We start from the raw sequence: 25,445 nt of genomic DNA, 5'->3' as shown, positions 1-25,445 counted from the left end.
AAAATGAGTACTCTATATACAATCAACGTAATCAATAACAGCCCAACAGCGCAGGACTTCTTCTTCTTCCAAAAACCGGCAATTTATACCGGTGGCGCTAAAGTCTACTCCAACAGTATCTACCAAGAAGTGTTGCAGCCGTTCGCTAGCTCAGGTTCTGTGCTGACCTTTGAATGCTTAATGCAATTCTATGCTGGTGCTCAAACTCAGTTACCGAATTTGTCGGTCGGGCAAGACTCTGGCTACATCACCTCTAGCCAACCTGTTGATTTAACCTCTGCGACGGCGGGGGTACAAACCGCAAACACCACACTACTTTCAGTGGATCCTTCGCTTGGTTTGTCACCTGCCAGTTATACCGAAGGTGTACAGCCCGGTGCTTATCGCATTATCACGCCCGCATTCAACCCGATCACTGAAGTGTTGAATGCAGGGTTAGCAGTGCAAAGCGCCAGTGGCGGCACCGTCTTATCAAGCTTCATCAATGCAGAGCCGAGTAAAAATATCGATTGCCAGCCGGTGCTCAGCTTCTATGTCCAAACAGGGACATACCAGCCGGGGACGGTGATTAACTTCTCCACTTCATCCGTCGGTTCTGCAATTTGCGATACCACGCAAGGCATCACCGCATTTAACGTGACCTATAACCCACAAGGTACTTGGACGGTCACTGCTGCGTCTTAATGCTCCTGTGAAGACGGCCAGCCTGATCAACTGTGCCGTTCCTGTATGACCATTTATGTTGAATTTCACGATTTCTATTAGGAGGCTATATGCCTAATCTGACAACCAGCGTTCCACTGAATCTATTGTTAGGCCAACTCCCTGACCCCGTTGGTCAATTGACGCAACCACTGGCCAGTAACGAATGCGGCGCTTATGCACTCACCGCCATATTGGCTGCCTTTGCAGCTTGGCCGGAAAGTACCATCATTACCTATCAGGGCAACACGGATGTGATTACCCAAGATGATGATTTTGTTACGGCTAAGGACAAAATCTATGGTCTAACAGGCATACTTAACCCTAATGGGGGGCCAAACGTGGTTGCTGGGGGATACAATTCACCGGCAGCAATGGCCGCGGTTGCGATGGATTTCAATCGCACGGCATCGGTGAGTATCACCACTGCGGGATTATTTGCATTAGGGGCTTTGTATCCCAATGAACAGGCTGCGTGTGAGGCCGTTGTTGGCCAGCAAAATGTTCATACGGATGCTAATTACGCCGCGCCTAACGAGGAGCAGGCGCAATTGATATGTGTGGTTTCTGGCCCACAAGCGCTTCATATACTGGCACGGGGTTCCGATGGGCTGTATTACGATCCCGGCACCGGCATTCGTGATAACGATTGGGGTGATCCAACGCTGGCGGCATTTGAGCAAGCGAGTGGCTATGAGTTTGCCGGTTTATGGTTAACCATCAGCGAGTGAATCTACGTTATAAAACAGTCTACTTTGTAAAACAGTCTACCTTGTAAAACAGTCAACCGATAAACAACGCCTATCTGGGTTGTTTATCGGTTAGCCAAACGCTGCAATGCCTTTCAATCTTATCGATAGTTCGCTACTTCGTATTCAGTGCCGAAATGGCCACTGCGCTTTTAGCGCGCTTATTGGCTTAGGTTGCTATGCACTTCACCCTGCTGTATCACTTGATTAACTTGCTGCCCATGGCTGTCAGTGGCTTGTAAGGTGCCATTAACGGTGGGTTTCAATGGGGTATCTGCCGCCAGACTGCCTTTTATCTGCAATTTCAAGTTACCCAGACCTTGCAGTGGTAACGCTGGCCAGCCCCAGTTTTGCAAAATATCCAAATCAACAGAACGGCCGGTCAACGATAGCGAGAATGCTCGAGCAGGGGTTTGTTCAATGCTGGCGGTCGCTTCCAATAAGCCCGCGCTGGTAAACGCACTTAACTCGCTCAAGGCAATTTGTTGTTCATTGGCACTTAGCGATAGAGACGGGCGGCGAACATCATTTTTATTGAAGGTCGCATTACCTGCGTTCAACATCAGTGATCCCGACCAAACACCCCACTGATGATTTTTGGCCAACAGTAAGTTGGTACCAGCCATATCCAATGATGTTATCTGGAAAGGGAAGTCTGGGCTGATATCAATCAACAAGTTACGGCTACCGTTTAATTTCCCCACATAGACGTCAGACAGCCAGTTGGGTAAGGTTTGTTGCCATTGCTGTTTCCAATCGCTGGGTAAGGTATAAATCAGCGCGACCAGGGTCAGTTCATTCAGTTGCAGGCGATGAGTATCTCGCGCCCAAAGCCCTTGAGTTCTTAGCAGGCCATCCTGCCAACGTGTTGAGAACTGATTAATCGCCACGCCAGCGGGCGATAAAGCAAAGGTGGCTATCGGGTCAATCAGATGAATATTACCTTTAATAATATCGCCTGCATTGAAGGACATTTCCCCCTCATCACTTTGCCAATCACCCTGCTTAAAGGTGATATTTTTTAGCATCAGGTCGAGATCATTGAAGGCCCAATTATTCCCCTCGACTCGCGCATCAATCAAATCAAAGCGTTTCAATGTGATTGGCGGCAGTTTTAAAAAAGTATCCCAAACATCGTCTACGGTCGCGGAGGTTTGCAGGCGAATATTACTAAGGCGCAGGCGATCCACTATCCAACTGCCATCAGCGGATTGGCTAGCATTACCTGTTAATTCCCCTTGAGCGATATCGGCACCGAATGTCGTGAGTGTCAGCGCATTTTTGTCTATCGAACCTTGTACATAGAGTCGCTGTGCGGCGATGCCATTAATGGTTAATGTACCGGCGCTAAACTGAAATTTAGCATTTTCCCCCAGACTATTACCTGATACTGGCTGCCACGGCACTAATCCCCCCGTGACTTGCTGACCAGCCACTTTCCATTGGCCCGCTGAGTTTGTTGGCTCAATCGTCGTATTCAGCACCATATTGGTTAATTGCAGGGTATCAGCCTGTAAAGGCAGTGGGGAGGGACTGTTGCTAAGGGTTAAACTGCCATTTTGTAAATTCAGGCTAAGAAGATGACGAGGTTCAGTGAGTTGCCGCCAGCTCAGACCAAGGAGCGTCTGTTGGGCCACAAGTAGAGGGGGCTGATTGTCGCGCCCGAAGGTCACATCAGTCAAACTGATCTGCCCAGGAGTGGACCAGGAGTGATCTATCTTCCCCAGAGAGAGTTGATATTCGCTGTTATCACTAACCCAGCGGCTCAGCCATCCGGCGGCCCAACGGGTTTGGAGTAATACGTAGCAGAGCACTACGGATAGCACCAAGAGTAATAATAACGTTAGCAGCACTTTCCCGAGAAATTTCATCTGGTAAATCCACGCCTTTCGATACAAGGAACTCTGTTTATGCCGTAAATTGTCCCTTAGCTCAAGCAACAATCTATCATCAGTACATAAAAAAATGGCCGGTATCGTTGACGACCGGCCATTTCAGTGATGAATGAGTGCAGAGATTATTTTTCTTGTGGGAAGAGTAAGTTAAGCACAATGGCAGTAATACCGCCGGCGGCAATCCCAGAAGAGAGCAGTGTTTTGATCCAGTCAGGTGCAAATTGCAGGATCAACGGTTGTTGTGCGACACCCATACCGACCGCTAATGATAACGCCATAATCATAATTGCGCGGCGATTCAGGGTTTCACGCGACACAATACGCACGCCAGAAGCGGCAATAGTGCCGAACATAACGAGGGTTGCGCCCCCCAGAACCGGCTCAGGGATATGCTGCACAAATCCGGCAACCGCAGGGAACAGGCCCAGTACAATCAGCATCAACGCGACAACAAAGCCGACATAACGGCTGGCAACCCCCGTCAGTTGAATCACCCCATTATTCTGACCGAAACAGGAGTTCGGGAAGGTGTTGAACACCGCTGACAGCATAGAGTTCAAGCCATTCGCCAGCACTCCCCCTTTCAGGCGCTTCATATATAACGGGCCATGAACCGGTTGCTCTGACACATCTGAGGTCGCCGTGATATCACCGATGGTTTCAAGGGACGTCACCATAAAGATGAGCATCAGTGGTACGAGTAGATTCCAGTCAAAAGACAGCCCATAGAACAAGGGTGTTGGAATGGTAATCAGAGCGGTATCCACGACTGGGCGGCTCTCAGGCAGCATCCCCAATGACCAAGCCAAGAGATAACCGACCGCCATGGCGATAACTAACGAGGCCACGCGCAAATAAGGGTTACGTTGGCGGTTTAGCAAAATAATCACCACCAAAACGGCACCGGCCAATAACAGGTTTTTCGGTGCGCCGAAGGTATTGTCACCCATCGCAGCATAGCCGCCGCCAATGGATGTCAGGCCAACTTGAATCAATGATAGACCGATAATCATCACCACAATCCCAGACACTAATGGGGTGATAATTCGGCGCGCCAAATGTAAGAAGCGCGAAAGGATGATTTCGGTACAGGAAGCGACCATCAGGGTGCCGAACAGCGCTGCCATCATCGTTGGGATATCAGCCCCCCCATTTTTCAGTGCCAGTCCACCCATAATCAGCGGCGAAACAAAGTTAAAACTGGTGCCCTGAATCGATAATAGACCAGAGCCTACCGGCCCCCACGTTTTAATCTGCAATAGCGACGCCAAACCCGAGGCAAACAAGGACATGCTGATAATACGCTGAGTATCTTCTGCCGGTAATCCAAGTGCCTGACAAATGAGTAGGCCAGGAGTAATGACTGCGACAAACATCGCCAATAAATGCTGACAGGCGGCAAACAGTGTTTGGGCAAGAGGCGGGCGGTCTTCTAAACGATAAATTAATTCACTCGGACGAGTGGTTGGCTGCTGTGGCGCATCAAGTTCGGCAGATTGCGTAGACATGGAATGGCATACCCTGATCGGCAAAGAGGGCATTTTAATGATCCGCCTCACAAAAGCAATCGGTTGCGCTGCATTTTTATAAATATTTCTCTCCATCAATCAGCCGATTTTTTTAACGGCTAAACTTGTAATTAGGCGAGATTTTTTTTCTAATCCCCCCTCTACAGCTTTGGCGTTTATTAAGGAACTGTCTAACGTCATATTTTTATTCGATATTTTAATCGCATGGAGTACCAAGATGTTTCATCTCGATACCTATGGCACGCTCGTCGCGGCCTGTTTGGTTTTACTGCTAGGCCGTAAACTCGTAAAAACTGTCCCTTTTCTAAAAAAATACACCATCCCCGAACCGGTCGCTGGTGGTTTGCTCGTGGCATTTATGATGCTGCTGATGCAAAAGACTCTCGGCTGGGAAATCAGTTTTGATATGTCGCTGAAAGATCCCTTGATGCTGGCATTCTTTGCGACCATTGGGCTGAATGCCAATTTGGCCAGCTTACGTGCGGGTGGCAAAGTGCTGAGTATTTTTGTCTTTGTCGTCGTCGGTTTACTGCTTGTACAGAATGCGATTGGGGTTGCCCTCGCGAAGTTGATGGGACTAGACCCATTGATGGGATTATTGGCGGGTTCCATTACCTTATCGGGTGGTCATGGCACTGGTGCGGCGTGGAGTAAAGTGTTTGTTGAGCGCTATGGCTTTGAAAATGCGACTGAAGTTGCGATGGCCTGCGCGACCTTTGGTTTAGTCCTCGGCGGGTTGATTGGCGGCCCAGTGGCTCGTTATTTGGTCAAGCACTCTTCCACCCCTGACGGTACACCAGAAGACAGCGAAGTGCCTTCTGCGTTTGAAAAACCCTCTGCTGGCCGCATGATTACATCGTTAGTGTTGGTCGAAACTATCGCCATGATTGCCATTTGCCTGATGGCGGGCCAAGTGATTTCCGGCTGGCTACAGGGCACGATGTTTGAGCTACCCACCTTCGTCTGCGTGCTATTTGTTGGGGTGATCCTCAGTAATACGCTGTCGACAATTGGTTTTTATAAAGTGTTTGATCGTGCGGTCTCGGTGCTGGGGAACGTCAGTTTGTCACTGTTTTTGGCGATGGCATTAATGAGCCTAAAACTGTGGGAGTTAGCATCTTTGGCCTTACCGATGCTGGTTATCCTGTCAGCACAGGCGTTAGTGATGGCGCTATACGCAATTTTTGTCACTTATCGGGTGATGGGGAGAAACTATGATGCGGCGGTACTGGCGGCAGGGCACTGTGGTTTTGGCCTAGGTGCAACACCGACGGCCATCGCCAATATGCAAGCGATCACTGACCGTTTTGGTCCCTCTCATTTGGCCTTTTTGGTTGTACCTATGGTGGGGGCGTTCTTCATTGATATCGTCAATGTGATCGTGATTAAACTTTATCTATTACTGCCAATCTTCCCTGCGGTCATCGGATAATCCTATCAGAGGCAGTCTATGTGTTAGGTCAGGCTGCCTCTGATTGATTCAATCACCAATAGGTTTCAGCTACTCGATATTATGCGTTCGTATAGCGCGTTCGCTCGGGTAACCAACGCTCAATTAATGCGCGAGCATGTTCGGGGTATTGCTGGTGCAGATGACGAGCGACGCGCTGCACTTCGGGGATCATGGCTTGGTCACGCAGTAAATCGGCCACTTTAAACTCTGCATTCCCTGTCTGCCGAGTGCCTAATAACTCACCAGGGCCACGGATTTCTAAGTCGCGTTGTGCAATAACAAAACCATCGTTACTGTCGCGCAATACTTGCAAACGCATTTGGGCGGTTTTGCTCAGTGGCGTTTTATAGAGCAGTACACAGTGTGAGGCGACAGCGCCTCGACCTACGCGACCACGCAATTGGTGTAATTGTGCTAACCCCAAGCGTTCAGGGTTATCGATGATCATCAAGCTCGCGTTCGGTACGTCTACGCCGACCTCAATCACCGTCGTCGCGACCAATAGCTGCAATTCACCCTGCTTAAAAGCCAGCATAACAGCCTGTTTTTCGGCGCCTTTCATCCGCCCATGCACTAAGCCGACTTTAATCTCCGGCAAGGCATTTTTGAGCTCTTCACACGTCACTTCGGCGGCTTGGGCTTCGAGCACCTCAGATTCTTCAATCAAGGTACACACCCAGTACGCCTGTCGGCCCTCTTCCAGACAAGCGTTTTTCACCCGTTGAATCACATCGCTACGGCGGGTATCGGGGATGGCGACGGTTGTCACGGGAGTTCTTCCCGGCGGCAGTTCATCAATCACGGAGGTATCGAGGTCTGCGTAGGCGGTCATGGCGAGCGTTCGGGGAATTGGGGTGGCTGTCATAATGAGCTGATGCGGGTGGAACCCTTGTTCTTCGCCTTTTTCCCATAACGCGAGCCGTTGATGAACACCGAAGCGATGCTGCTCATCAATAATGACCAGTGCCAGTCCGGAAAAACGCACTTGTTCCTGGAACATCGCGTGAGTACCAACGACCATCGCAACCTGACCACTGGCGATGGCATCTTGCTGCGCCAGTCGCGCTTTGCCTTTTTGCTTCCCAGCGAGCCAGCCCACTTCCAAACCTAATGGCTCCAACCATTGGCGGAAGGTATTGGCATGCTGTTCTGCGAGCAATTCGGTCGGGGCCATCAACGCCACTTGTTTGCCATGAGCAATAGCACGTAGTGCTGCCAGTGCGGCAACCAATGTTTTACCCGATCCCACATCGCCTTGAATCAGCCGCATCATCGGGAAATTATGCGTCATGTCCTGTTCAATTTCTGCCACCACCCGCTGCTGGGCGTGCGTGGGGGTGAACGGTAGTGCAGCTAGAAAACGTTGCTTCAGCTCATCTTCTGCCAACAAAGGCAGTGCCCGATAGCTCTGAGCACCCGCTCTAACGGCTAACATGCTGAGATTATGGGCCAGTAACTCTTCCATAATCAGCCGCCGCTGTGCAGGATGTTTCCCTTGCTCTAAGTCAATCAGTTGGATATCGGCTGGTGGGCGATGCAATGTATGAATAGCTTCAGGCAGGCTAATCAGCGAGCGACTTAATTCTATCGGTAATAACTCAGCAATGACGCAGGTATCCAACATGGCCAGAGCTTGATCAATTAGCTTGCGCAGTGTTGCCTGACGAATCCCTTCTGTGGTGGGATAAACAGGTGTCAGGGATTCTTGCAATTCAACGCCAATATTTTCGCCATGCACCCGATATTCAGGATGAATGATTTCTGGCCCCGTATTGCCCCGCTTGGCTTCGCCATAGGCAATTACATGCTTGCCCGGTGACAAGCTATTTTTCATGGCGGCATTGAAGTTAAAAAAGCGCAGGGTCAAAACGCCGCTACCATCGCTGATTTGGCAGGTCATCATACGGCGGCGGCCAAAACTGATATCAGATCGCAGAACTTCACCTTCGACCGTGACAGAAAGGCCGGGTAAAAGATCGCCAATACGGTATAAACGAGTACGGTCTTCATAACGCAGTGGAAGGTGAAGCAACAAATCTTGAATGGTTTCGAGGCCCATTTTGGCCAGTTTCCCAGCCTGACTGGCACCCACACCAGAAAGTGTACTTAGGGGAACGGCATCCAGCAGGCGGCCTTTCATTTAAGACTCCGTGGCTTGCATGGCTGACCACCACTGCGGATCGGCAATAATCTGGCCCTGTTCATCAATATGAGGCTGAGGCAGTCCCTTCCGCTTAGCGACTTGCGCCAACACGGGATAGCCCCCTTCAAATAAAAGCCGCTGCTGTACTTCGAGTGGCAGAACACTTTGCCCACGCTGATACATGCCTGCGTTTTGCCGCTGACGTTGAGCTTCATATAAAATAAGTGCGGAAGCGACAGAAACATTAAGCGATTGCACCATCCCGATCATCGGAATAATGATGTCTTTATCGGCTAACGCCAGTGCTTCTTGGGAGATCCCCGTTTTCTCTTGCCCCATCAAAATACAGGTTGGGCGGGTATAGTCAATTTCGCGAAAATCGACCGCTTTATCAGAGAGATGTGTTGCTAATACCTGCATGCCTTGCGCTTTTAGATGGCTGATGGCATCGGTAATATGGGGGTGTGTTTTGACCTGTACCCAGCTATTGCTGCCAGCGGCAGAAGAGAGCCGCGTGTACATTTCTGTCGTCGGCCAAATGGCATGTACCTGATGGATACCGACGGCATCAGCGGTGCGAATAATCGCGGAGACATTATGAGGTTTATGGACTTGCTCCAGACAGACCGTCAGATCCGGCTGTCTGGTCGCAAGCATTTCACAAATCCGCGCATAGCGTTGAGGACTCATAGGCGTTAGTTACGATTACGGCTGACTTTAACCACGTCCGGCATGATACGAATTTTACGCATAATGTTAGCCAGATGGACCCGGTCGCGGGTAGTCAGGCGAATAAAGGCGCTGTATACCCGACCATCTTTTTCTTCGGTATTCAGGCTTTGAATATTAGATTCGGCTGCATTAATTGCCGCAGTAAGATTCGCCAGAGCGCCTTGTTGGTTGAACATATCAACCTTAATTTCGGCGATAAACTCTTGCTCAGTCTCCTGATCCCATTCAACCGCCATAAACTTCTCAGGCTCTTTCTGGTAGCCACGGATATTACGGCAAGATTCGTGATGGATAACCAAACCCTTGCCTGGACTGATATGGGCAATAATTGGGTCGCCTGGAATTGGACGACAGCACTTAGCGAAAGTGATTAATACACCGTCAGCACCTTTGATTGGCAATTTACGTGCACCAGAAGCTGCCAATGTAGAAGGGTCACCCAACAGGTTTTTAGCCACCACGACACTCATGGCATTACCGAGGCCAATTTCTGCCAACAAATCATCCATCGTCGCCAGCTTCATGCGGTCCAATTCATGCTTGATATTTTCTTCAGGAATATCAGCGATTTTACGGCCATTTCCTAACGCATGATTCAATAACCGGCGGCCAAGGCTGACCGATTCATCACGCTTAAGGTTTTTCAGTAACTGGCGAATTTTGGCGCGGGCTTTTGAACTGACAACAAAATTCAGCCAAGCGGCATTCGGCCTTGCACCCGGCGCGGTAATGATCTCTACCGTCTGGCCACTACTCAGTGACTGGGAAAGCGGATAAGGTTGGCGGTCAACACGTGCACCTACACAGGCATGGCCGATATCGGTATGCACGGCATAGGCAAAGTCGACAGGGGTCGCACCCGCAGGTAACTCAACAATGCGCCCTTCGGGGGTGAAAACGTAAATCTCATCAGGGAAGAGATCAGACTTCACGCTTTCAATAAATTCAAATGAACTGCCCGCACTTTGCTGTAACTCCAGCAAGCTTTGCATCCAGCGCTGAGCGCGGATTTGTGCGGTAGTGCCAGATTCACCCTGCTCTTTATAAGCCCAGTGTGCAGCAACCCCCATTTCGGCCATCTGATCCATATCTTCGGTACGGATTTGCACCTCAACGGGCACCCCATGAGGGCCAATTAATGAGGTATGCAACGATTGATAGCCGTTAGCTTTAGGGATAGCGATATAGTCTTTAACTCGACCAGGGCGTGGCTTATAAAGGCTGTGAGCCTGACCCAGCACGCGGTAGCAAGTATCAACTTCTTTTACAATAACTCGGAAAGCATAGATATCCATGATGGAGTGAAAACGCTGCTCTTTCAGGTTCATCTTGCAATAGATGGAATAGAGGTGCTTTTCACGACCACTGACCCGACAAGGAATACCTGCTTCAGTCAGACGCCCTTCAATTTCCGCCAAGATTTTCTGAATCATCTCTTTGCGGTTACCGCGCGCGGCTTTCACCACTTCTTTAATCACACGGTAGCGGTTAGGGTAGAGTGCTTCAAAACCCAGCTCTTCCAGCTCGGTTTTTAAATGATGAATACCCAGCCTATGTGCCAGCGGGCTGTATATCTCGAGGGTTTCACGGGCAATACGACGACGTTTATCGGGGCGTAAGGAACCCAGCGTTCGCATGTTGTGAGTGCGGTCAGCCAATTTGATCAAAATGACGCGGATATCTTGCACCATCGCCATGATCATTTTGCGGAAGTTTTCCGCTTGGGCTTCTTTCTTATCACGGAAATTCAGCTTATCGAGTTTAGAAACACCCTCGACTAACTCGGCTACGCTTTTCCCAAATAACTGCTCCATATCTTGATATGTGGCAGGGGTATCTTCAATGACGTCATGTAACAGCGCCGCCATTAAGGTTTCGTAATCGAGTCGCATCTCCGCGAGAATACAGGCCACAGCAACGGGGTGAGTAATGTAAGGCTCGCCGCTGGAGCGTGTCTGTCCCTCGTGGGCATCACGTGCAACAAGATATGCCTGTTTGAGGCGCTTAATCTGCTCCTCTGGCAGGTAACGTTGAATCAGCAGATTCAGGCTTTCAAACAGGTACAAGGCAGACTCGCAGTCTAATTAACGACGACCTTCAGCAATCGCGGTTACCGCTTGGATCTCTGCGGCTTCCTGCTCTTGCTGTTCTTGGCGTTCACGAACATCGAGAATCTGATTAGTAATCAGGCCTTCTTCGATTTCACGCAGTGCAATCACAGTCACTTTATCGTTTTCTTCTGGAACCAGTGCGTCTTTACCACCGGACTGGATTTGACGTGCCCGACGAGCAGCGACCAACACCAGGTCAAAACGGTTACCAATTTTCTCTACAGCGTCTTGAACAGTTACGCGTGCCATAATTCTGCTACTCCACAGGTGACGAAATGACTGGGCATGATACTGAAACTCTGTTCAGTCTGCCAATAATTTGCTGATTAAAGCGTCATGCCGCTGTTTCTGGCGGCCTAAACGCAGACGTTCTGCGCGAATAATGGTTTTCAAATCAGATAATGCCAGATTGAAATCATCATTTACGATTAAATAATCATACTCGGCGTAATGGGCCATCTCAGCGACAGCTTGCGCCATACGCTTAGCGATAACCGCTTCGCTATCTTGCCCACGGCCACGTAAGCGGCGATCCAATTCTTCTTTGGAGGGAGGCAAAATAAAAATACTGCGCGCGGTGGGCATTTTTGCGCGAATTTGCTGTGCGCCTTGCCAGTCGATATCTAAAAATACATCAACCCCAGTTGCCAGCACCTGCTCAATCGCTAAACGTGAGGTGCCGTAGTAGTTTTCAAATACTTTGGCATGCTCAAGAAAAGCCTCGTCATCAATCATCTGGCAGAACTCATCTTCAGAAACGAAGAAGTAATGTTCACCGTGATTCTCGCCTGGACGCTTAGCACGCGTGGTATGTGAAACAGAAACCTGCGTGTCGTACAACGGTTGTGTTTTTAACAAAGCCTGAATCAGGCTTGATTTTCCTGCCCCACTGGGCGCGGAAACGATGTATAGCGTACCTTGGACCATGATGACGTTTCAGTTGATTAGGTTGATATATAGAAAGCAGAAGTGTGAATCTCCGCACAGTATACACGGCTGCTGCACGTCATGCAGCGTTACAACACATTTCACCTGAATGTTTTGTCGATAAATAGCCCGATTTTATGATTTTGCGGGGAGGATTGCGTAATTTCGGCCTGTTGCAGCAAATATTAACGTCGTGTTCGGCAGGGTACGCATTTATCATTTTTGGTCTTCGACGAGGCAAAAGATTTAGGTTTTACTGCCGGTCTCCAAGGAAAGGTGCCAATAAATATGTCGAATCTACCAATACTGAGTTTTTTAATGGTGAGTTTTATCAGTTGGAGCAGTAGTGCGTTATCTCACTGCCCAGCGTGGTCGGTAGAAAGGATGTCTCTTGAAGTGAGTTCTCTTAAGAAACAGTTAGACAAATGGGATGTGGCTTACCATCAACAGGGCGTTAGCCTGATAGCGGATGACATCTACGATCAATTGCAGGATAAGTTACAAGGGTGGCGACAATGTCATCAGTCTGAAGATACCGAGAATCCACAGATACTTGGGATCGGCGTATTTTCTCATCCTGTTGCCCACACCGGATTAAAAAAACTTAAAGATGAAACTGCTCTGGCTGACTGGATGCAGCGGCGGGAGAATCTCTGGGTACAGCCTAAAATTGATGGTGTTGCCGTCACACTGGTTTACCGAAACGGAAAATTGGCACAACTTCTAAGTCGTGGGAATGGCCGAGAAGGCCAAAACTGGACTGACAAAGCCTCCTTTATTTCAGCCATACCTCAATTTATTGCAACAGCTCCCCCTTTACTGACCTTGCAAGGGGAGTTGTTTCTACAGATGGATGGGCATAACCAAGCCCAGCATGGCGGTCTCAATGCCCGATCTTCCGTTGCAGGGGCGCTGATGCGAAAATCGTCATCTCCCTTACTGGCTAAGCTTGGTGTTTTTATTTGGGCATGGCCAGACGGGCCAAAAAGCATGATAGAGAAAGCAACACGATTACAGGAGATGGGCTTCTCTTTGACTGCTGAATACAGCAAACCGGTCACTTCAACTGAAGATGTTGCTCAGTGGCGGGAGCGTTGGTATCGAATGCCCTTACCTTTTGCCACCGATGGCGTCGTCATACGACAAGAGGATGAACCCTTAGGACGCTATTGGCAGGCAGTGCCGGGGGGATGGTCTATTGCGTGGAAATACCCACCACAGCAGCAAATCTCTGAAGTAAAAGACATACAATTTACGATTGGGCGCACCGGCAAAATCACGGCCGTTCTACAGGTCTCACCGGTAAAAATTGATGATAAATGGGTACGGCGAGTGAACATTGGCTCTATTGCTCGTTGGCGGCAGTGGAATATCACCATCGGTGATCAAGTCACGCTCGCTCTAGCGGGGCAGGGCATTCCGCGGTTGGATAACGTTATCTGGCGGGTTAACCAGCGGCACGTCATCATACCTCCAGCTCAGGACAAATTTCATCCATTGAGTTGTTTTCACCATTTGCCCCCCGAGTGTGAGCCACAATTTTTATCTCGCCTGATATGGCTCAGTAGCTCGAAAGGGCTGGATATGCGCAATATCAGTGGTGGGCTGTGGCAATCGCTTATCCGCTATGGGTATGTCAACGATTTAGTCGGGTGGCTATCACTGACTGCAGACCAAATTGCGGCTATTCCTGGGGTCAGTCGCGAGCGAGCGGAGAACATTTATCTGCAATTTCAGAGTGCAAAGCTGAAACCCTTTGCCCAGTGGTTACAAGCGCTTGGCTTCCCGCAGATCGAGCCCGGAGCGACTCATTGGCAAGTGTTGCAGCGCAAGACGCTTGCTGAGTGGCGCTTAATTTCAGGTATTGGGTCGGTGCGAGCAACACAAATTGAGCGCTTCTTACGTCATCCTGAGATACAAACAATCGCAGATATACTATCGCAACAACGCATTACAGGTTTTTCGCCCGAAGAGTAAACAGGGGCTTGATTTAGTGATCTGAGTGCTCATATTTGAACACGGGCAGACCTAGACGGAATCTTAATGCTAACAATCGTGCGCTTAACCCAGTAATGAGGGTGATGATAATAACCCAGTTATGAGATAGCGGCGTGTATTGCAAAGCGATGTAGATCCACGCGGCAGCAAATGAGATGCCCGCATAGATTTCTTTCTGGAAAACCAGTGGAATGCAGTTGCAAAACATGTCGCGTAGGACACCACCAAAGACACCCGTAATGACCGCAGCAATGGCCGCAATAATGGTGCTATGACCCATATCGAGAGCAATTTGTGCGCCAATAATAGAAAAAACAATGAGCCCAATGGCATCTAGTACGAGAAATAAATGGCGCAAGTGCTTCATTAATGGCGCCATCCACGTTGTCACAATGGCAGCGACAGCCACAATAACAATGTATTCAGGGTGTTTAACCCAGCCCAACGGGTAATGCCCTAGCAGCATATCTCTAACTGAACCTCCGCCGATTGCCGTAGCGGATGCGATAATAATGACGCCAAACATATCCATTTGGCGGCGGCCTGCGGCCAATGCCCCTGTCATGGCTTCGGCGGTAATACCAATAATATAGAGAACGCTGAGTAGCATAATGATCACGTTTCTTTCGGGCTGCAAAAGGCCGCAGAATAATCACTCAGGTTTATTATCGCGACTGAGATTTTCTAAGTCATGAGTTTCAAATTATATTATCTAATCAATAAAATTATTATCTATTTAATATATATGAATAAAAAACAATAAAATTTAATATTTATCATTATTTTTTCTTTTGAAAAAAACATCAGTTTGGGGTTTGCCGCAATACTGCTGCTGCGTGATTATGATGACCGAGTCCAATTGCAGTGTTGCTGATCCGATGGTAGTTTTTATCTTTTAATTCAGTGGGATTTTTACATGAATATGCATATTCATCGGCATCACTATCGGGTGAGTTTATTTACCGGTATGGTTGCCATCATCGTATTGCTAACTGGCTGTGTTAATCACACTGATTCCGAAAGTAGGGGCCATGGAAATGCAACAAATGATAAAACAACCCTGTCGAGAGTTTCGCCACCGGTCTGTAGCCGGGGTGAGTCTATGGTACAAACGACACTCTATTTCGGCCTGAATCGGCCTCATGGTCCTGTGATTACTTCGAATGAATGGCAGTCATTTGTTGATAATGATGTGACGAGCCGTTTCAAAGAGGGGCTGACCGTTATTGATGCCAAGGGACAGTGGTTGGGAAATGACGGGCGTGTCGCCAAAGAAAACAGCAAGGCGTTGGTGCTTATCCACAAAAATGATAGAAGTGCTGATATTGATACTGTGCGTTCTCGCTATAAGCAGCAGTTTGAGCAAGAGTCTGTGATGCGCGTTGATAACAGCGTATGCGTAGATTTTTAAGGACGATCTTCGTATGACTGCATGACCTTTTATCTCATCATTGATGAATCAATGCTGTACAGCGAGTCAATGAGAGATAAAAGGCTGATTATCTGAGGTGTTGTGTACGATGATACGGCTACAACGACAGGATAAGCCCTGTAATGGCGGCAGAAAGCAGGCTGACTAACGTTGAACCGTAAACGAGTTTTAAGCCGAATCGTGATACCACATTACCCTGGCGTTCATTCAATCCTTTAATGGCGCCCGCCACGATGCCAATAGAAGCAAAGTTGGCAAAAGAGACTAAAAATACGGAAAGAATCCCTAAGCCACGCGGAGACATTTCAGCGGCCACTTTTTTCAACTCAATCATGGCAACAAATTCATTGGCGACCAATTTGGTTGCCATAATACTCCCTGCTTGCAAGGCATCTTGAGCAGGAATGCCAATTAGAAACGCCAGTGGATAAAATAGATACCCTAGAACACCTTGGAAACTGATGTTGAATAGGCTACTAAATAAAGCATTAATAGCAGAAATGATGGCAATAAACCCGATTAACATTGCGGCTATTATCATGGCAATTTTAAAACCGGCTAGAATATATTCGCCCAACATTTCAAAAAAACTTTGATCTTCATGAAGCTTGTTTAGTTTTAATTCCGGTTCTTCACTGGGGTGATAAGGGTTAATGATAGAAAGAACAATAAAAGTACTAAACATATTCAAAATGAGTGCTGTTACCACAAATTTTGGCTCGAGCATGGTCATATAAGCACTCACGATTGACATCGACACCGTTGACATCGCTGTTGCAGCCATGGTGTACATTCTGCGTGGTGAGATATCAGCAATAATTCCTTTATAGGCAATGAAATTCTCGGATTGCCCTAGAATCAAGGTGCTTACAGCATTGAAGGACTCGAGTTTGCCCATTCCGTTTACTTTTGACAGCAGTGTACCCACAACCCGTATGATGAGTGGTAGTACATGGAAATGCTGTAAAATACCAATCAGTGCGGAAATGAAAATAATAGGGCAAAGGACATTCAAGAATATAAAGGCTAAACCTTGCTCATTCATATTCCCAAAAACAAAACTGGTGCCGACCGCTGCAAATTTCATCAATACTTCGAATAATCCTGCGAAATAAGTGATTGCGCCTAATCCACTTTCTGAGTGTAGGAAAAAATAAGCGAGTGCTATTTCTATAATCAGTAATTGGAAAATAAAGCGTAGTCTAATACTCTTACGGTCGCGGCTCGCCAGTAATGCCAGTATGGCAATGGTTATCAATGCCAGAAAAAAGTGCAGAATGTGCAACATAAAAAAATCCGTCAGGAATAAATTTTCAGTCAGCATTTTATCTGCAATATCAGAATTTTTTCATCTAAAATTCAATGCTCATGAAAAGGTATATTCTACGCATTGCATAGCTGCGCGCTAAACATTCCGGTTATTTAATATTTTACTGCTTTCCCCTCATTTATCCATTGAGTGACTCACTATTTAACTGCCAGCTTAGATTGCCGTGACTACGGTCTTTTGAGCGTTCCTCAAGGAGGATATGGCTTGAGAAGTCCTTTCCGTGTTCAACTAACTCATTGGATGGAATATGAATATGATCAATCTGCCTAGCTGCCGCCCTTTTACTGAAGCCGGCCATTTATCCCAAATATCGGCTTATTATGAAGAAGAGCGCAATATTATGTGGATGCTATTGCGAGCGCATCCACGCCCTTGTTTTAACCTCGAGTTAATTGAAAATATTATGACGCTAGTAAAGGCGGCTAAAGAGTCGAAATTGCCCTTCGACTTTTGGGTCACAGGGTCAGTCGTACCTAATATGTTTAATGTGGGGGGGGATTTAAGCTTTTTTGCACAAATGATTCGAAGCCGTAAACGTGAATCACTCATGGCCTATGCTCGTGCTTGCGTCGATTGCGTCCATGCAGCTTCTCGCGGATTTGATACTGGTGCCGTATCGATTGCGATGATTGAAGGTAGTGCGCTAGGGGGAGGATTTGAAGCGGCACTCGCTCATCATTTTGTCTTGGCACAGACGACTGCCAGAATGGGCTTTCCTGAAATTGCCTTTAACCTATTCCCTGGGATGGGAGGATATTCACTGGTCGCGAGAAAAGCGGGTATGCGGGTGGCTGAACAACTGATTTGGACAGGAGAATCACATGCTGCCGAATGGTATGAAAGCCGAGGGTTAGTGGATAAGTTATTTCAACCGGGCGATGCGTATCTTGCGACTCGCACCTTTATAGACACAATCAGACCTAAGTTAAATGGTATGAGAGCCATGATTCGAGTCCGGCAGCGTGTTTTACAGCTAACACGTTCTGAGTTAATGGATATAACTGAAGATTGGGTCGATTCTGTATTCTCAATTGAGCCAAAGGATATCGCTTATATTGAGCGATTGGTGATGTTACAAGATAGGCATACTTCGACAATGCCTAAAGCAATATAGCTTTTGTTATCTAAGGCGTTTTTGGCACCTAATCTTGTAAAAGGTGAGGGTGTTGTGTGACCAGCCAATGCTCCAGTTCATCTGCGAGCATTGGTTTGGCGTAAAGAAATCCTTGTTTTTCATCAATACCTATAGAATCCAAGAACACCTCTTCACCTTTTGTTTCCACCCCTTCGGCAATGACCCGCATTTTAAGCGCTTCAGCAACCACAATAATGGCTCGAACCAGTGATTGTGAAATAGGATTATTATCAATGCCACGAACAAAGCTTTGATCCAGCTTAATGGCATCAATGGGAATACGTGCCAATTGGGAAAGCGAAGAATAACCGGTGCCGAAGTCATCCAAATGAACCTGTGCACCTAAGTGACGTAATTGCTTCATGATGTTGATAGCCGCATCTTCATCATCGATCAAACAACTTTCGGTTAATTCTACATCCACCAAGCTGTATTCTAGATTGCTTGCTTCTAGTGATTCCCTAAAACTGGTGACGATCGCCTCATCAATTAATTGCCGAGCAGAGACATTAACGGCAACTCTCAGATTAATTCCTCGCTTTTTCCAATCTACAGCTTGTTGCATTGAGGTTTGTAGAACCCATTTACCCAGTGGTCCTATCAGCCCAGACTCTTCCGCATATGAAATAAACATCAGAGGGGCAATTAAACCGCGTTCAGGTGAAAGCCATCTCACTAAGGCTTCCACACTGTGCACTTTACCGGTTTGAGTCGATATTTTAGGTTGGTAAAAGACTTGTAATTGGTGCTGTTCTAAACCTTTACGCAAATTGGTATCTAGCCATACATACTCAGATACTTTTTATTCATTTCTTGTGAAAAGATTGAGTAGGTACGCTTACCATGTTCTTTTGCGGTATACATGGCGGTGTCTGCACTGCGAATAATATTTTCCAGCGTATCGCCATGCTCTGGGCATAATGCAATGCCAATGGAGCATCCCGTATAAACCTCGATTAATCCGACTCTAAAAGGCGCTTTCATGCGATTAAGAATACGCTGTGTTGTCGTTTCTAACTCACTCATGCGGGCATTTTCGACCAGAACAATAAACTCATCACCGCCTAGCCTGGCAAGCATTTCGTTCTCACCCAAGCAACCTAAAATAGCCAGCGAGACGTCTTTAAGTAATCTGTCACCAAACATATGGCCATAATGGTCATTTACTTTTTTAAAGTTATCGAGATCGAGATAAATAATGCCGACCGAAGTTTCACCACGAGTTTGGATCGCGCTATTAATGCGCTCATGAATAGCATGACGGTTAGGAAGACCCGTAATCATATCGGTATTCGCTAAAATCCGGAGGCGTTCTTGAGCTCGTCTCTCTTTCGTTATATCTGTACCGGAACAGATAAGGTAGCGTTCATTTTTACCACTTCCGCTATGAACAAATTTATTACGAAATAGGAATAGACGCTTCCCTTTAACGGTATTGACCCAACGTTCAACTTCATAAGACGCACCACGTTGGAAGAAGCCTTCAATATTCTTACGGGATGATGCCCCTTCTTTAGCGGTCATAAACAAGTCATAGACATTTTTGCCAATCACATCTTGTTCTTTCTTCCCGGTATATTCTTCGCTGAGATGATTGAAACGTTGGACGCAGCCTTCTTTATCAAGAATAACGATCACTGAATTTGCTTCAGAAACGACCTGTTCGGCAAAAGAAAGCCCTACTACTAAATCGCGTGCGACAGACTCGGTATCAGCATAAGCTGAGGCTGTCCCTCCCCATTCTTTGTCATTAATTTTGCGGCCAACGAGGTGTAAGTGAAGTGGATGTCCGTAAATCTTAATTTCGACATCTAAACTGGCGGTAATACCAGTTAAACTCCGGATTTTCATTGTTTGAACTGAATTGAGGGGAATCGCAATAATAGTCGTCCCTTTAATTGCTGATAACTCTAAAGCTTGGCTATCAAAAGCAAGTCGCCAAAAAGGACTGTGGGTACCAAAATAGGTATTGAGGATCGATGTGTCTTGGTCTTCGAACATGCGCGATCCCCCAAAAAATATCTATGTGTCTTTTAGTTACCTTAGCCAGTCGTTAAAAATAGCTCATCCCTGGCCCACTTGGTTTTTTGTGATAATTCTAGCCTCTGTCGTGTGATGCTATCGAGAACACCCGACTGATACTGATAAAGTATATGTGTAATTTTTGCATACCTGACATTAGATAGTAGTCATAATCATATTAATTGTTATTTCTACTCTAACAGTGTGGCATAGAACGAAAGTTAAGCATGAAAAATGTAATAAAACACGATATTTTTTATGTTGTTATGTACTTTTGAGGAAATTCTCAAAAGTGATGCTGGCAGCTTGTTTCAGTGTGCGAGAGGGTAGATATACCGTTTTTATGGATTAGTGGCACTAAAGCATGGGGTCTCTGTAATTAGAGCTTCTCACTTCAAAAAAATGCTAAAACTCGATATATGTCATCGTGACTGAGTTGATTAAGATAACCTGTGTTTGTTGTCACGCTTCTCAATCACTTGCTTTCTTATTGTGCTAATCATGTCACAGTGCTTCACACAATATTGGCAGTCTTAATGACTGAAAGATATTAGCAAAGATTCTATTAACTCAAATAAGCCTAAAGGTAGAAAAAATCATATCTAAGTTGTATGCCACTTTCCTTGGACCAAGATTAAGTTAAACCCAACATAACAGTCACGATATTACGGATGATTGGAATCCTTGACGCTAAGATAATGAATTAAAACTCAATTAAGGTCGGTGTAAAGCATTCTCATTTTGTCGTGCTGATAATAAAACCATGTACTTAAAAACAGTATTGACATCTCATGCAGAACAAGTAGATTGGAATTTAACACCGGTGCAATGAGTAACGAAATTTTTATTTAACCGGTGTCCATGTAGCAAGATTTAAATAATGCGATAAAGGTCACGAAATACTTTTTTATGTGAGATTCACGGCGGTTTTTTTATAAATGACCATTGTGATGATGCTTTAAGGCCACGCAGTAAATCTTTACAATCGCATTCTGTGGACGATAACGCGATGAGTTAAGGCTTTGTTGTTAATAGTAATGTTCGCGATTTGTGTACGTGAGTATGAGATCGAGAATATCGCGACGAGAGTTAAAGCCATGTAACAAGAGTATATATCGCGAGGGGATGTACTAATTTAGTCTGTCTTATCATAGGCATGACTGAAATGAATTAAGCAGGAATTGTTACCATTCAGTTAAAATATTGGAGGGAGAGTTAACACTAAACAAAATATTCCTGTAGAAACATGTACATCGATATAAACAGTACGTAGATAAGTAATACGTTATTAAGTTGATTAATGTTTAATTTTAAATTTGTAGTACCTTAAAAGCCCTGGCTAACTCAGTCAGGGCTTTTATCATTTTAGTGCCAGATATTATGTAACTCATTATATATTAAGGTTGTTTTTAGTCTGACTTAAATGGAGGAATATCACCAACCCTTTGCCGATGCCGAAATTAATCTCACCTCTATAGTCACTGACCTTCTCATCTTCTTATCCAAGCTAAAATACGTATTTTGACGGATTTCTATCGCGGCTTTAATTTGTGTGAGATATATCAACATATTAGTTTTTGGTATTGATTTAGGCGATATTGAACGGTGTTTTAGCTGCGATGTATTGCTCAATAAGGGTGTCACAATGTAAAATCCATGTGAATTATATGTGACTCCGTGCGCAAAAACACACCAATTTTATGCTGATTTCATAGAGAAAAACACGTCAAAAATCCTTTTGCTATACATTAATTCAAAATGATATCAACCATAACCAATTAATAATTAAGGTTATTACCTGATTTTATTTTGATGTTTCTGCCGTTTTGTTGTCGTTTTCCTTGTGCTTGATTGTACTTGTCTATACGAGTATATGTTAATAAAAGCTCAAGAGAAGTAATGTCGTCGACACCTGAAAAACTGGTTGAAGGAAATTGCCGTGACTGCCCAAAACAGATTTCGTGATAATGAGATTAGAGCCGCTCGTGGAACAAAACTGACCGCAAAAAGTTGGTTTACAGAAGCCCCGCTGCGCATGTTGATGAATAACCTTGATCCTGAAGTGGCTGAGAATCCTAAAGAATTAGTGGTTTACGGCGGTATTGGCCGCGCAGCCCGCAATTGGGAGTGCTATGACCAGATTGTAGAAAGTCTGACACACTTAAATGATGATGAGACCTTATTGATTCAGTCTGGTAAACCTGTCGGTGTCTTTAAAACCCACAGTAATGCACCTAGGGTATTGATTGCCAACTCAAATTTAGTCCCTCATTGGGCTAATTGGGAGCATTTTAACGAACTGGACGCTAAAGGGTTGGCGATGTACGGCCAAATGACAGCGGGGAGTTGGATCTATATCGGTAGCCAAGGCATTGTCCAGGGTACCTATGAAACATTCGTCGAGGCGGGTCGGCAGCATTTTGGCGGTGACCTGAAAGGGCGCTGGGTGCTCACCGCAGGGCTAGGTGGTATGGGGGGCGCGCAGCCGCTGGCAGCAACATTAGCGGGTGCTTGTTCCTTAAATATTGAGTGCCAACAGAGCCGTATCGATTTTCGCTTAAAAACCCGTTATGTCGATGAACAAGCTGCCGATCTGGATGATGCATTAGCACGTATCGGAAAATATACCGCTGCGGGTGAAGCCGTTTCTATCGCTTTATGCGGTAATGCGGCTGAAATTTTACCGGAATTGGTTCGCCGTGGTGTACGACCTGACATGGTGACCGACCAAACCAGTGCTCATGACCCATTGAACGGTTATTTGCCAAAAGGCTGGAGCTGGGAACAGTATCGTCAGCGTGCTCAAAGTGAACCTGTTTTGGTGGTGAACGCGGCTAAAGCATCGATGGCAGAGCATGTCGAAGCGATGCTGGCTTTCCACAACATGGGTGTCCCTACGTTCGATTACGGCAATAATATTCGCCAAATGGCACAGGATATGGGCGTCACTCATGCTTTTGATTTCCCAGGTTTTGTCCCTGCCTATATTCGGCCATTATTCTGTCGCGGTATCGGCCCATTCCGCTGGGCGGCGCTCTCTGGTGAGGCAGACGATATTTATAAGACGGATGCTAAGGTTAAAGAGCTGATCCCTGATGACGAACACTTGCATCATTGGCTCGATATGGCCCGCGAACGTATTAGTTTCCAAGGTCTACCAGCGCGGATTTGTTGGGTTGGATTGGGCCAGCGAGCAAAATTAGGTTTGGCTTTCAACGAAATGGTGCGCACTGGTGAATTGTCGGCTCCCATTGTGATTGGCCGTGACCATCTGGATTCTGGATCAGTCTCCAGCCCTAATCGTGAAACGGAAGCCATGAAAGATGGCTCTGATGCCGTATCTGATTGGCCATTGCTGAATGCCCTGCTCAATACAGCGAGTGGCGCTACTTGGGTGTCATTGCATCATGGTGGTGGCGTCGGGATGGGCTTCTCTCAACATTCTGGCATGGTGGTGGTTTGTGATGGTAGTGATGAAGCCGCTGAACGTATCGCTCGGGTGTTACATAATGACCCGGCAACGGGCGTCATGCGTCATGCCGATGCAGGTTATGATATCGCTATTCATTGTGCCCAAGAGCAAGGATTAAATCTGCCAATGGTTGCCGCAACTCAGGGGAAACGTTCATGAAAACAGGAATCAATCCAACCATGGAAACGATGACACTGCGCCCGGGCCAAATGACTCTGGCAGATTTACGGCATATTTTCCTGCATCCAGTGAAGATCTCTCTTGATGAAAGTGCGCATGCACCGATTCAACAGAGTGTTGATTGTGTACAAGCCATATTGGCCGAGAAACGCACCGCCTATGGCATCAACACTGGCTTCGGTTTGTTGGCATCAACGCGTATTGCCACGGAAGATTTGGAAAACCTGCAACGCTCGATCGTGCTTTCTCATGCCGCTGGCGTCGGAGAGGCCAATGATGATGCCATTGTACGCCTGATTATGGTGCTTAAAATCAATAGCTTGGCTCGCGGTTTTTCGGGTATTCGCCTTGAGGTCATTCAGGCGCTTATCGCGTTGGTTAATGCCGAGGTTTATCCACATATTCCACTAAAAGGTTCGGTGGGAGCGTCAGGGGATTTGGCCCCATTGGCCCATATGAGCCTGTTGCTATTAGGTGAAGGCAAGGCTCGCTATCAAGGCGAATGGTTAGATGCCCGTAGCGCGCTGGCAAAAGCGGGCCTACAACCACTCACATTGGCGGCGAAAGAAGGGTTAGCGCTGCTTAATGGCACGCAGGTGTCTACCGCTTACGCACTGCGTGGCTTATTTGAGGCGGAAGATCTCTATGCTGCGGCATCTGTTTTTGGCAGCTTGACGGTTGAAGCCGCCTTAGGCTCCCGTAATCCATTTGATGCTCGTATTCATGCGGTACGCGGTCAGCGCGGGCAGATTGATGCTGCCAGTACTTATCGCCATCTGTTAGGCGATCGCAGCGAAGTGTCGGAGTCTCACCGTAATTGTGACAAAGTGCAGGATCCATACTCTCTACGCTGTCAGCCTCAAGTGATGGGCGCTTGCCTGACCCAAATGCGTCAGGCTGCAGAGGTACTGGCTATTGAATCTAATGCGGTATCCGATAACCCTCTGGTATTTGCTGAGCAAGGTGATGTGCTTTCTGGTGGTAACTTCCATGCTGAACCTGTGGCTATGGCAGCGGATAATTTAGCACTGGCGTTGGCCGAAATGGGGTCACTATCAGAGCGCCGTATTTCGTTATTGATGGATAAACATATGTCGCAGTTGCCGCCATTTTTAGTGGAGAACGGCGGTGTCAACTCTGGCTTTATGATCGCGCAAGTCACCGCAGCCGCACTCACCAGCGAGAATAAAGGGTTAGCCTTCCCTTCCAGTGTTGACAGTATTCCTACTTCTGCCAACCAGGAAGACCATGTTTCTATGGCTCCTCGTGCCGGTAAACGCTTATGGGAAATGGCTGAAAATGTACGCGGCATTTTGGCCGTTGAATGGCTGGCTGCGTGTCAGGGGCTGGACTTGCGCAAAGGCTTGAAAACGTCGGATGCGCTGGAGCCGGCGCGTCAGTTATTGCGCCAGCATGTAGCCTATTACGAAAAAGACCGCTTCTTCGCTCCAGATATTGAAGCAGCAAGCCAGTTAATTGCGCAACGTCATATGAACGAACTGATGCCTCCGCATGTCTTACCTAGCCTCTAATAAATAAAAAGCAGCAATAATTTTTGCCTATAGGTGATCCCGTTCGCGAGATCACCCTCTCTGAACCCCTGCCTGAAAGGGCACAAATCTTGCGAGAATGTAC

The 25,445-nt window shown here is 46.9% G+C and carries 17 protein-coding genes and 1 pseudogene; 8 read left to right on the top strand and 10 right to left on the bottom strand.

Features of this window, described 5'->3' with window-relative positions:
• Window positions 1–3: 3 nt before the first annotated feature.
• On the top strand, window positions 4–684 hold the full coding sequence (locus BN68_RS20675) for a hypothetical protein (protein WP_019213094.1): 681 nt from the start codon (window positions 4–6) through the stop codon (window positions 682–684).
• Between the two features lie 89 nt (window positions 685–773).
• Window positions 774–1,433, top strand: a complete 660-nt coding sequence (locus BN68_RS20670; protein WP_019213093.1) for a hypothetical protein — start codon at window positions 774–776, stop codon at window positions 1,431–1,433.
• Between the two features lie 179 nt (window positions 1,434–1,612).
• On the opposite strand, the gene BN68_RS20665 is transcribed toward BN68_RS20670, so the two are convergent.
• Together BN68_RS20665 and BN68_RS20660 are read right to left on the bottom strand one after the other, a co-directional pair.
• Window positions 1,613–3,322 (bottom strand): AsmA family protein, encoded by a 1,710-nt coding sequence (locus tag BN68_RS20665; RefSeq protein ID WP_019213092.1) that lies wholly within the window; start codon window positions 3,320–3,322, stop codon window positions 1,613–1,615.
• Window positions 3,323–3,468: 146 nt separating this feature from the next.
• Window positions 3,469–4,854 carry a uracil-xanthine permease family protein gene (locus BN68_RS20660; RefSeq protein WP_019213091.1) on the bottom strand — a complete coding sequence of 462 codons (1,386 nt, stop codon included), beginning with the start codon at window positions 4,852–4,854 and terminating at the stop codon, window positions 3,469–3,471.
• Window positions 4,855–5,092: 238 nt separating this feature from the next.
• On the opposite strand from BN68_RS20660, the gene gltS reads away from it, so the two are divergent.
• Window positions 5,093–6,307 (top strand): sodium/glutamate symporter, encoded by a 1,215-nt coding sequence (gltS, locus tag BN68_RS20655; protein ID WP_019213090.1) that lies wholly within the window; start codon window positions 5,093–5,095, stop codon window positions 6,305–6,307.
• A gap of 79 nt (window positions 6,308–6,386) precedes the next feature.
• On the opposite strand, the gene recG is transcribed toward gltS, so the two are convergent.
• The 5 genes from recG to gmk are packed head-to-tail and all read right to left on the bottom strand — an operon-like array spanning window position 6,387 to window position 12,241.
• Window positions 6,387–8,468 carry an ATP-dependent DNA helicase RecG gene (gene recG, locus BN68_RS20650; RefSeq protein ID WP_019213089.1) on the bottom strand — a complete coding sequence of 694 codons (2,082 nt, stop codon included), beginning with the start codon at window positions 8,466–8,468 and terminating at the stop codon, window positions 6,387–6,389.
• Entirely contained in the window at window positions 8,469–9,161 is a 693-nt protein-coding gene (gene trmH / locus BN68_RS20645; protein WP_042807043.1) for a tRNA (guanosine(18)-2'-O)-methyltransferase TrmH, read from the bottom strand.
• Window positions 9,162–9,166: 5 nt separating this feature from the next.
• Complete coding sequence (gene spoT / locus BN68_RS20640; RefSeq protein WP_019213087.1) at window positions 9,167–11,269, bottom strand: bifunctional GTP diphosphokinase/guanosine-3',5'-bis pyrophosphate 3'-pyrophosphohydrolase; 2,103 nt, start codon at window positions 11,267–11,269, stop codon at window positions 9,167–9,169.
• Between the two features lie 18 nt (window positions 11,270–11,287).
• Complete coding sequence (gene rpoZ / locus BN68_RS20635) at window positions 11,288–11,563, bottom strand: DNA-directed RNA polymerase subunit omega (protein ID WP_004392061.1); 276 nt, start codon at window positions 11,561–11,563, stop codon at window positions 11,288–11,290.
• 54 nt (window positions 11,564–11,617) lie between these two features.
• Window positions 11,618–12,241, bottom strand: a complete 624-nt coding sequence (gene gmk, locus BN68_RS20630; protein WP_019213086.1) for a guanylate kinase — start codon at window positions 12,239–12,241, stop codon at window positions 11,618–11,620.
• A gap of 288 nt (window positions 12,242–12,529) precedes the next feature.
• Between gmk and ligB the strand changes: the two genes are divergently transcribed.
• Window positions 12,530–14,218, top strand: a complete 1,689-nt coding sequence (gene ligB / locus BN68_RS20625; RefSeq protein ID WP_391592559.1) for an NAD-dependent DNA ligase LigB — start codon at window positions 12,530–12,532, stop codon at window positions 14,216–14,218.
• Between the two features lie 13 nt (window positions 14,219–14,231).
• Here the strand turns inward: ligB and BN68_RS20620 are convergent, their stop codons facing one another.
• Window positions 14,232–14,849, bottom strand: coding sequence for a trimeric intracellular cation channel family protein (locus BN68_RS20620; protein WP_019213084.1), 618 nt, complete (start codon window positions 14,847–14,849; stop codon window positions 14,232–14,234).
• Between the two features lie 306 nt (window positions 14,850–15,155).
• Between BN68_RS20620 and BN68_RS20615 the strand changes: the two genes are divergently transcribed.
• On the top strand, window positions 15,156–15,650 hold the full coding sequence (locus BN68_RS20615; protein WP_019213083.1) for a DUF3574 domain-containing protein: 495 nt from the start codon (window positions 15,156–15,158) through the stop codon (window positions 15,648–15,650).
• A gap of 118 nt (window positions 15,651–15,768) precedes the next feature.
• Here BN68_RS20615 and BN68_RS20610 read toward each other — a convergent pair whose 3' ends face one another.
• Window positions 15,769–16,959, bottom strand: coding sequence for a NupC/NupG family nucleoside CNT transporter (locus BN68_RS20610; protein ID WP_042807056.1), 1,191 nt, complete (start codon window positions 16,957–16,959; stop codon window positions 15,769–15,771).
• Window positions 16,960–17,248: 289 nt separating this feature from the next.
• Here BN68_RS20610 and BN68_RS20605 point away from each other — a divergent pair, with 289 nt between their 5' ends.
• A complete protein-coding gene (locus BN68_RS20605) occupies window positions 17,249–18,115 on the top strand; it encodes a crotonase/enoyl-CoA hydratase family protein (protein WP_042807042.1) in 867 nt (288 codons plus the stop codon).
• 28 nt (window positions 18,116–18,143) lie between these two features.
• On the opposite strand, the pseudogene pdeR reads toward BN68_RS20605, so the two are convergent.
• Window positions 18,144–20,137 (bottom strand): annotated as a pseudogene (gene pdeR / locus BN68_RS20600) (cyclic di-GMP phosphodiesterase).
• Between the two features lie 1,960 nt (window positions 20,138–22,097).
• Here pdeR and hutU point away from each other — a divergent pair.
• Both hutU and hutH read left to right on the top strand, forming a co-directional pair.
• Window positions 22,098–23,789, top strand: a complete 1,692-nt coding sequence (hutU, locus tag BN68_RS20595; protein ID WP_019213081.1) for a urocanate hydratase — start codon at window positions 22,098–22,100, stop codon at window positions 23,787–23,789.
• 20 nt (window positions 23,790–23,809) lie between these two features.
• Window positions 23,810–25,342: a histidine ammonia-lyase gene (gene hutH, locus BN68_RS20590; RefSeq protein ID WP_042807055.1), complete on the top strand. Its 1,533-nt coding sequence runs from the start codon at window positions 23,810–23,812 to the stop codon at window positions 25,340–25,342.
• Window positions 25,343–25,445 lie beyond the last annotated feature (103 nt).

The sequence above is a fragment of the Yersinia massiliensis CCUG 53443 genome (genome assembly GCF_000312485.1).
In the GTDB taxonomy this organism is placed as follows: domain Bacteria; phylum Pseudomonadota; class Gammaproteobacteria; order Enterobacterales; family Enterobacteriaceae; genus Yersinia; species Yersinia massiliensis.
This window is presented reverse-complemented; position numbering and strand designations above follow the sequence as displayed.

What these genes read in the sequence shown, in the direction of transcription:
- BN68_RS20675 (WP_019213094.1), top strand. Translation starts at nt 4, where the DNA reads ATGAGTACTCTATATACAATCAACGTAATCAATAACAGCCCAACAGCG.
- trmH (WP_042807043.1), bottom strand. Translation starts at nt 9,161, where the DNA reads ATGAGTCCTCAACGCTATGCGCGGATTTGTGAAATGCTTGCGACCAGA.
- rpoZ (WP_004392061.1), bottom strand. Translation starts at nt 11,563, where the DNA reads ATGGCACGCGTAACTGTTCAAGACGCTGTAGAGAAAATTGGTAACCGT.
- hutH (WP_042807055.1), top strand. Translation starts at nt 23,810, where the DNA reads ATGGAAACGATGACACTGCGCCCGGGCCAAATGACTCTGGCAGATTTA.
- BN68_RS20615 (WP_019213083.1), top strand. Translation starts at nt 15,156, where the DNA reads ATGAATATGCATATTCATCGGCATCACTATCGGGTGAGTTTATTTACC.
- ligB (WP_391592559.1), top strand. Translation starts at nt 12,530, where the DNA reads ATGTCGAATCTACCAATACTGAGTTTTTTAATGGTGAGTTTTATCAGT.
- BN68_RS20610 (WP_042807056.1), bottom strand. Translation starts at nt 16,959, where the DNA reads ATGTTGCACATTCTGCACTTTTTTCTGGCATTGATAACCATTGCCATA.
- BN68_RS20665 (WP_019213092.1), bottom strand. Translation starts at nt 3,322, where the DNA reads ATGAAATTTCTCGGGAAAGTGCTGCTAACGTTATTATTACTCTTGGTG.
- BN68_RS20605 (WP_042807042.1), top strand. Translation starts at nt 17,249, where the DNA reads ATGAATATGATCAATCTGCCTAGCTGCCGCCCTTTTACTGAAGCCGGC.
- BN68_RS20670 (WP_019213093.1), top strand. Translation starts at nt 774, where the DNA reads ATGCCTAATCTGACAACCAGCGTTCCACTGAATCTATTGTTAGGCCAA.
- gmk (WP_019213086.1), bottom strand. Translation starts at nt 12,241, where the DNA reads ATGGTCCAAGGTACGCTATACATCGTTTCCGCGCCCAGTGGGGCAGGA.
- BN68_RS20620 (WP_019213084.1), bottom strand. Translation starts at nt 14,849, where the DNA reads ATGCTACTCAGCGTTCTCTATATTATTGGTATTACCGCCGAAGCCATG.
- gltS (WP_019213090.1), top strand. Translation starts at nt 5,093, where the DNA reads ATGTTTCATCTCGATACCTATGGCACGCTCGTCGCGGCCTGTTTGGTT.
- recG (WP_019213089.1), bottom strand. Translation starts at nt 8,468, where the DNA reads ATGAAAGGCCGCCTGCTGGATGCCGTTCCCCTAAGTACACTTTCTGGT.
- BN68_RS20660 (WP_019213091.1), bottom strand. Translation starts at nt 4,854, where the DNA reads ATGTCTACGCAATCTGCCGAACTTGATGCGCCACAGCAGCCAACCACT.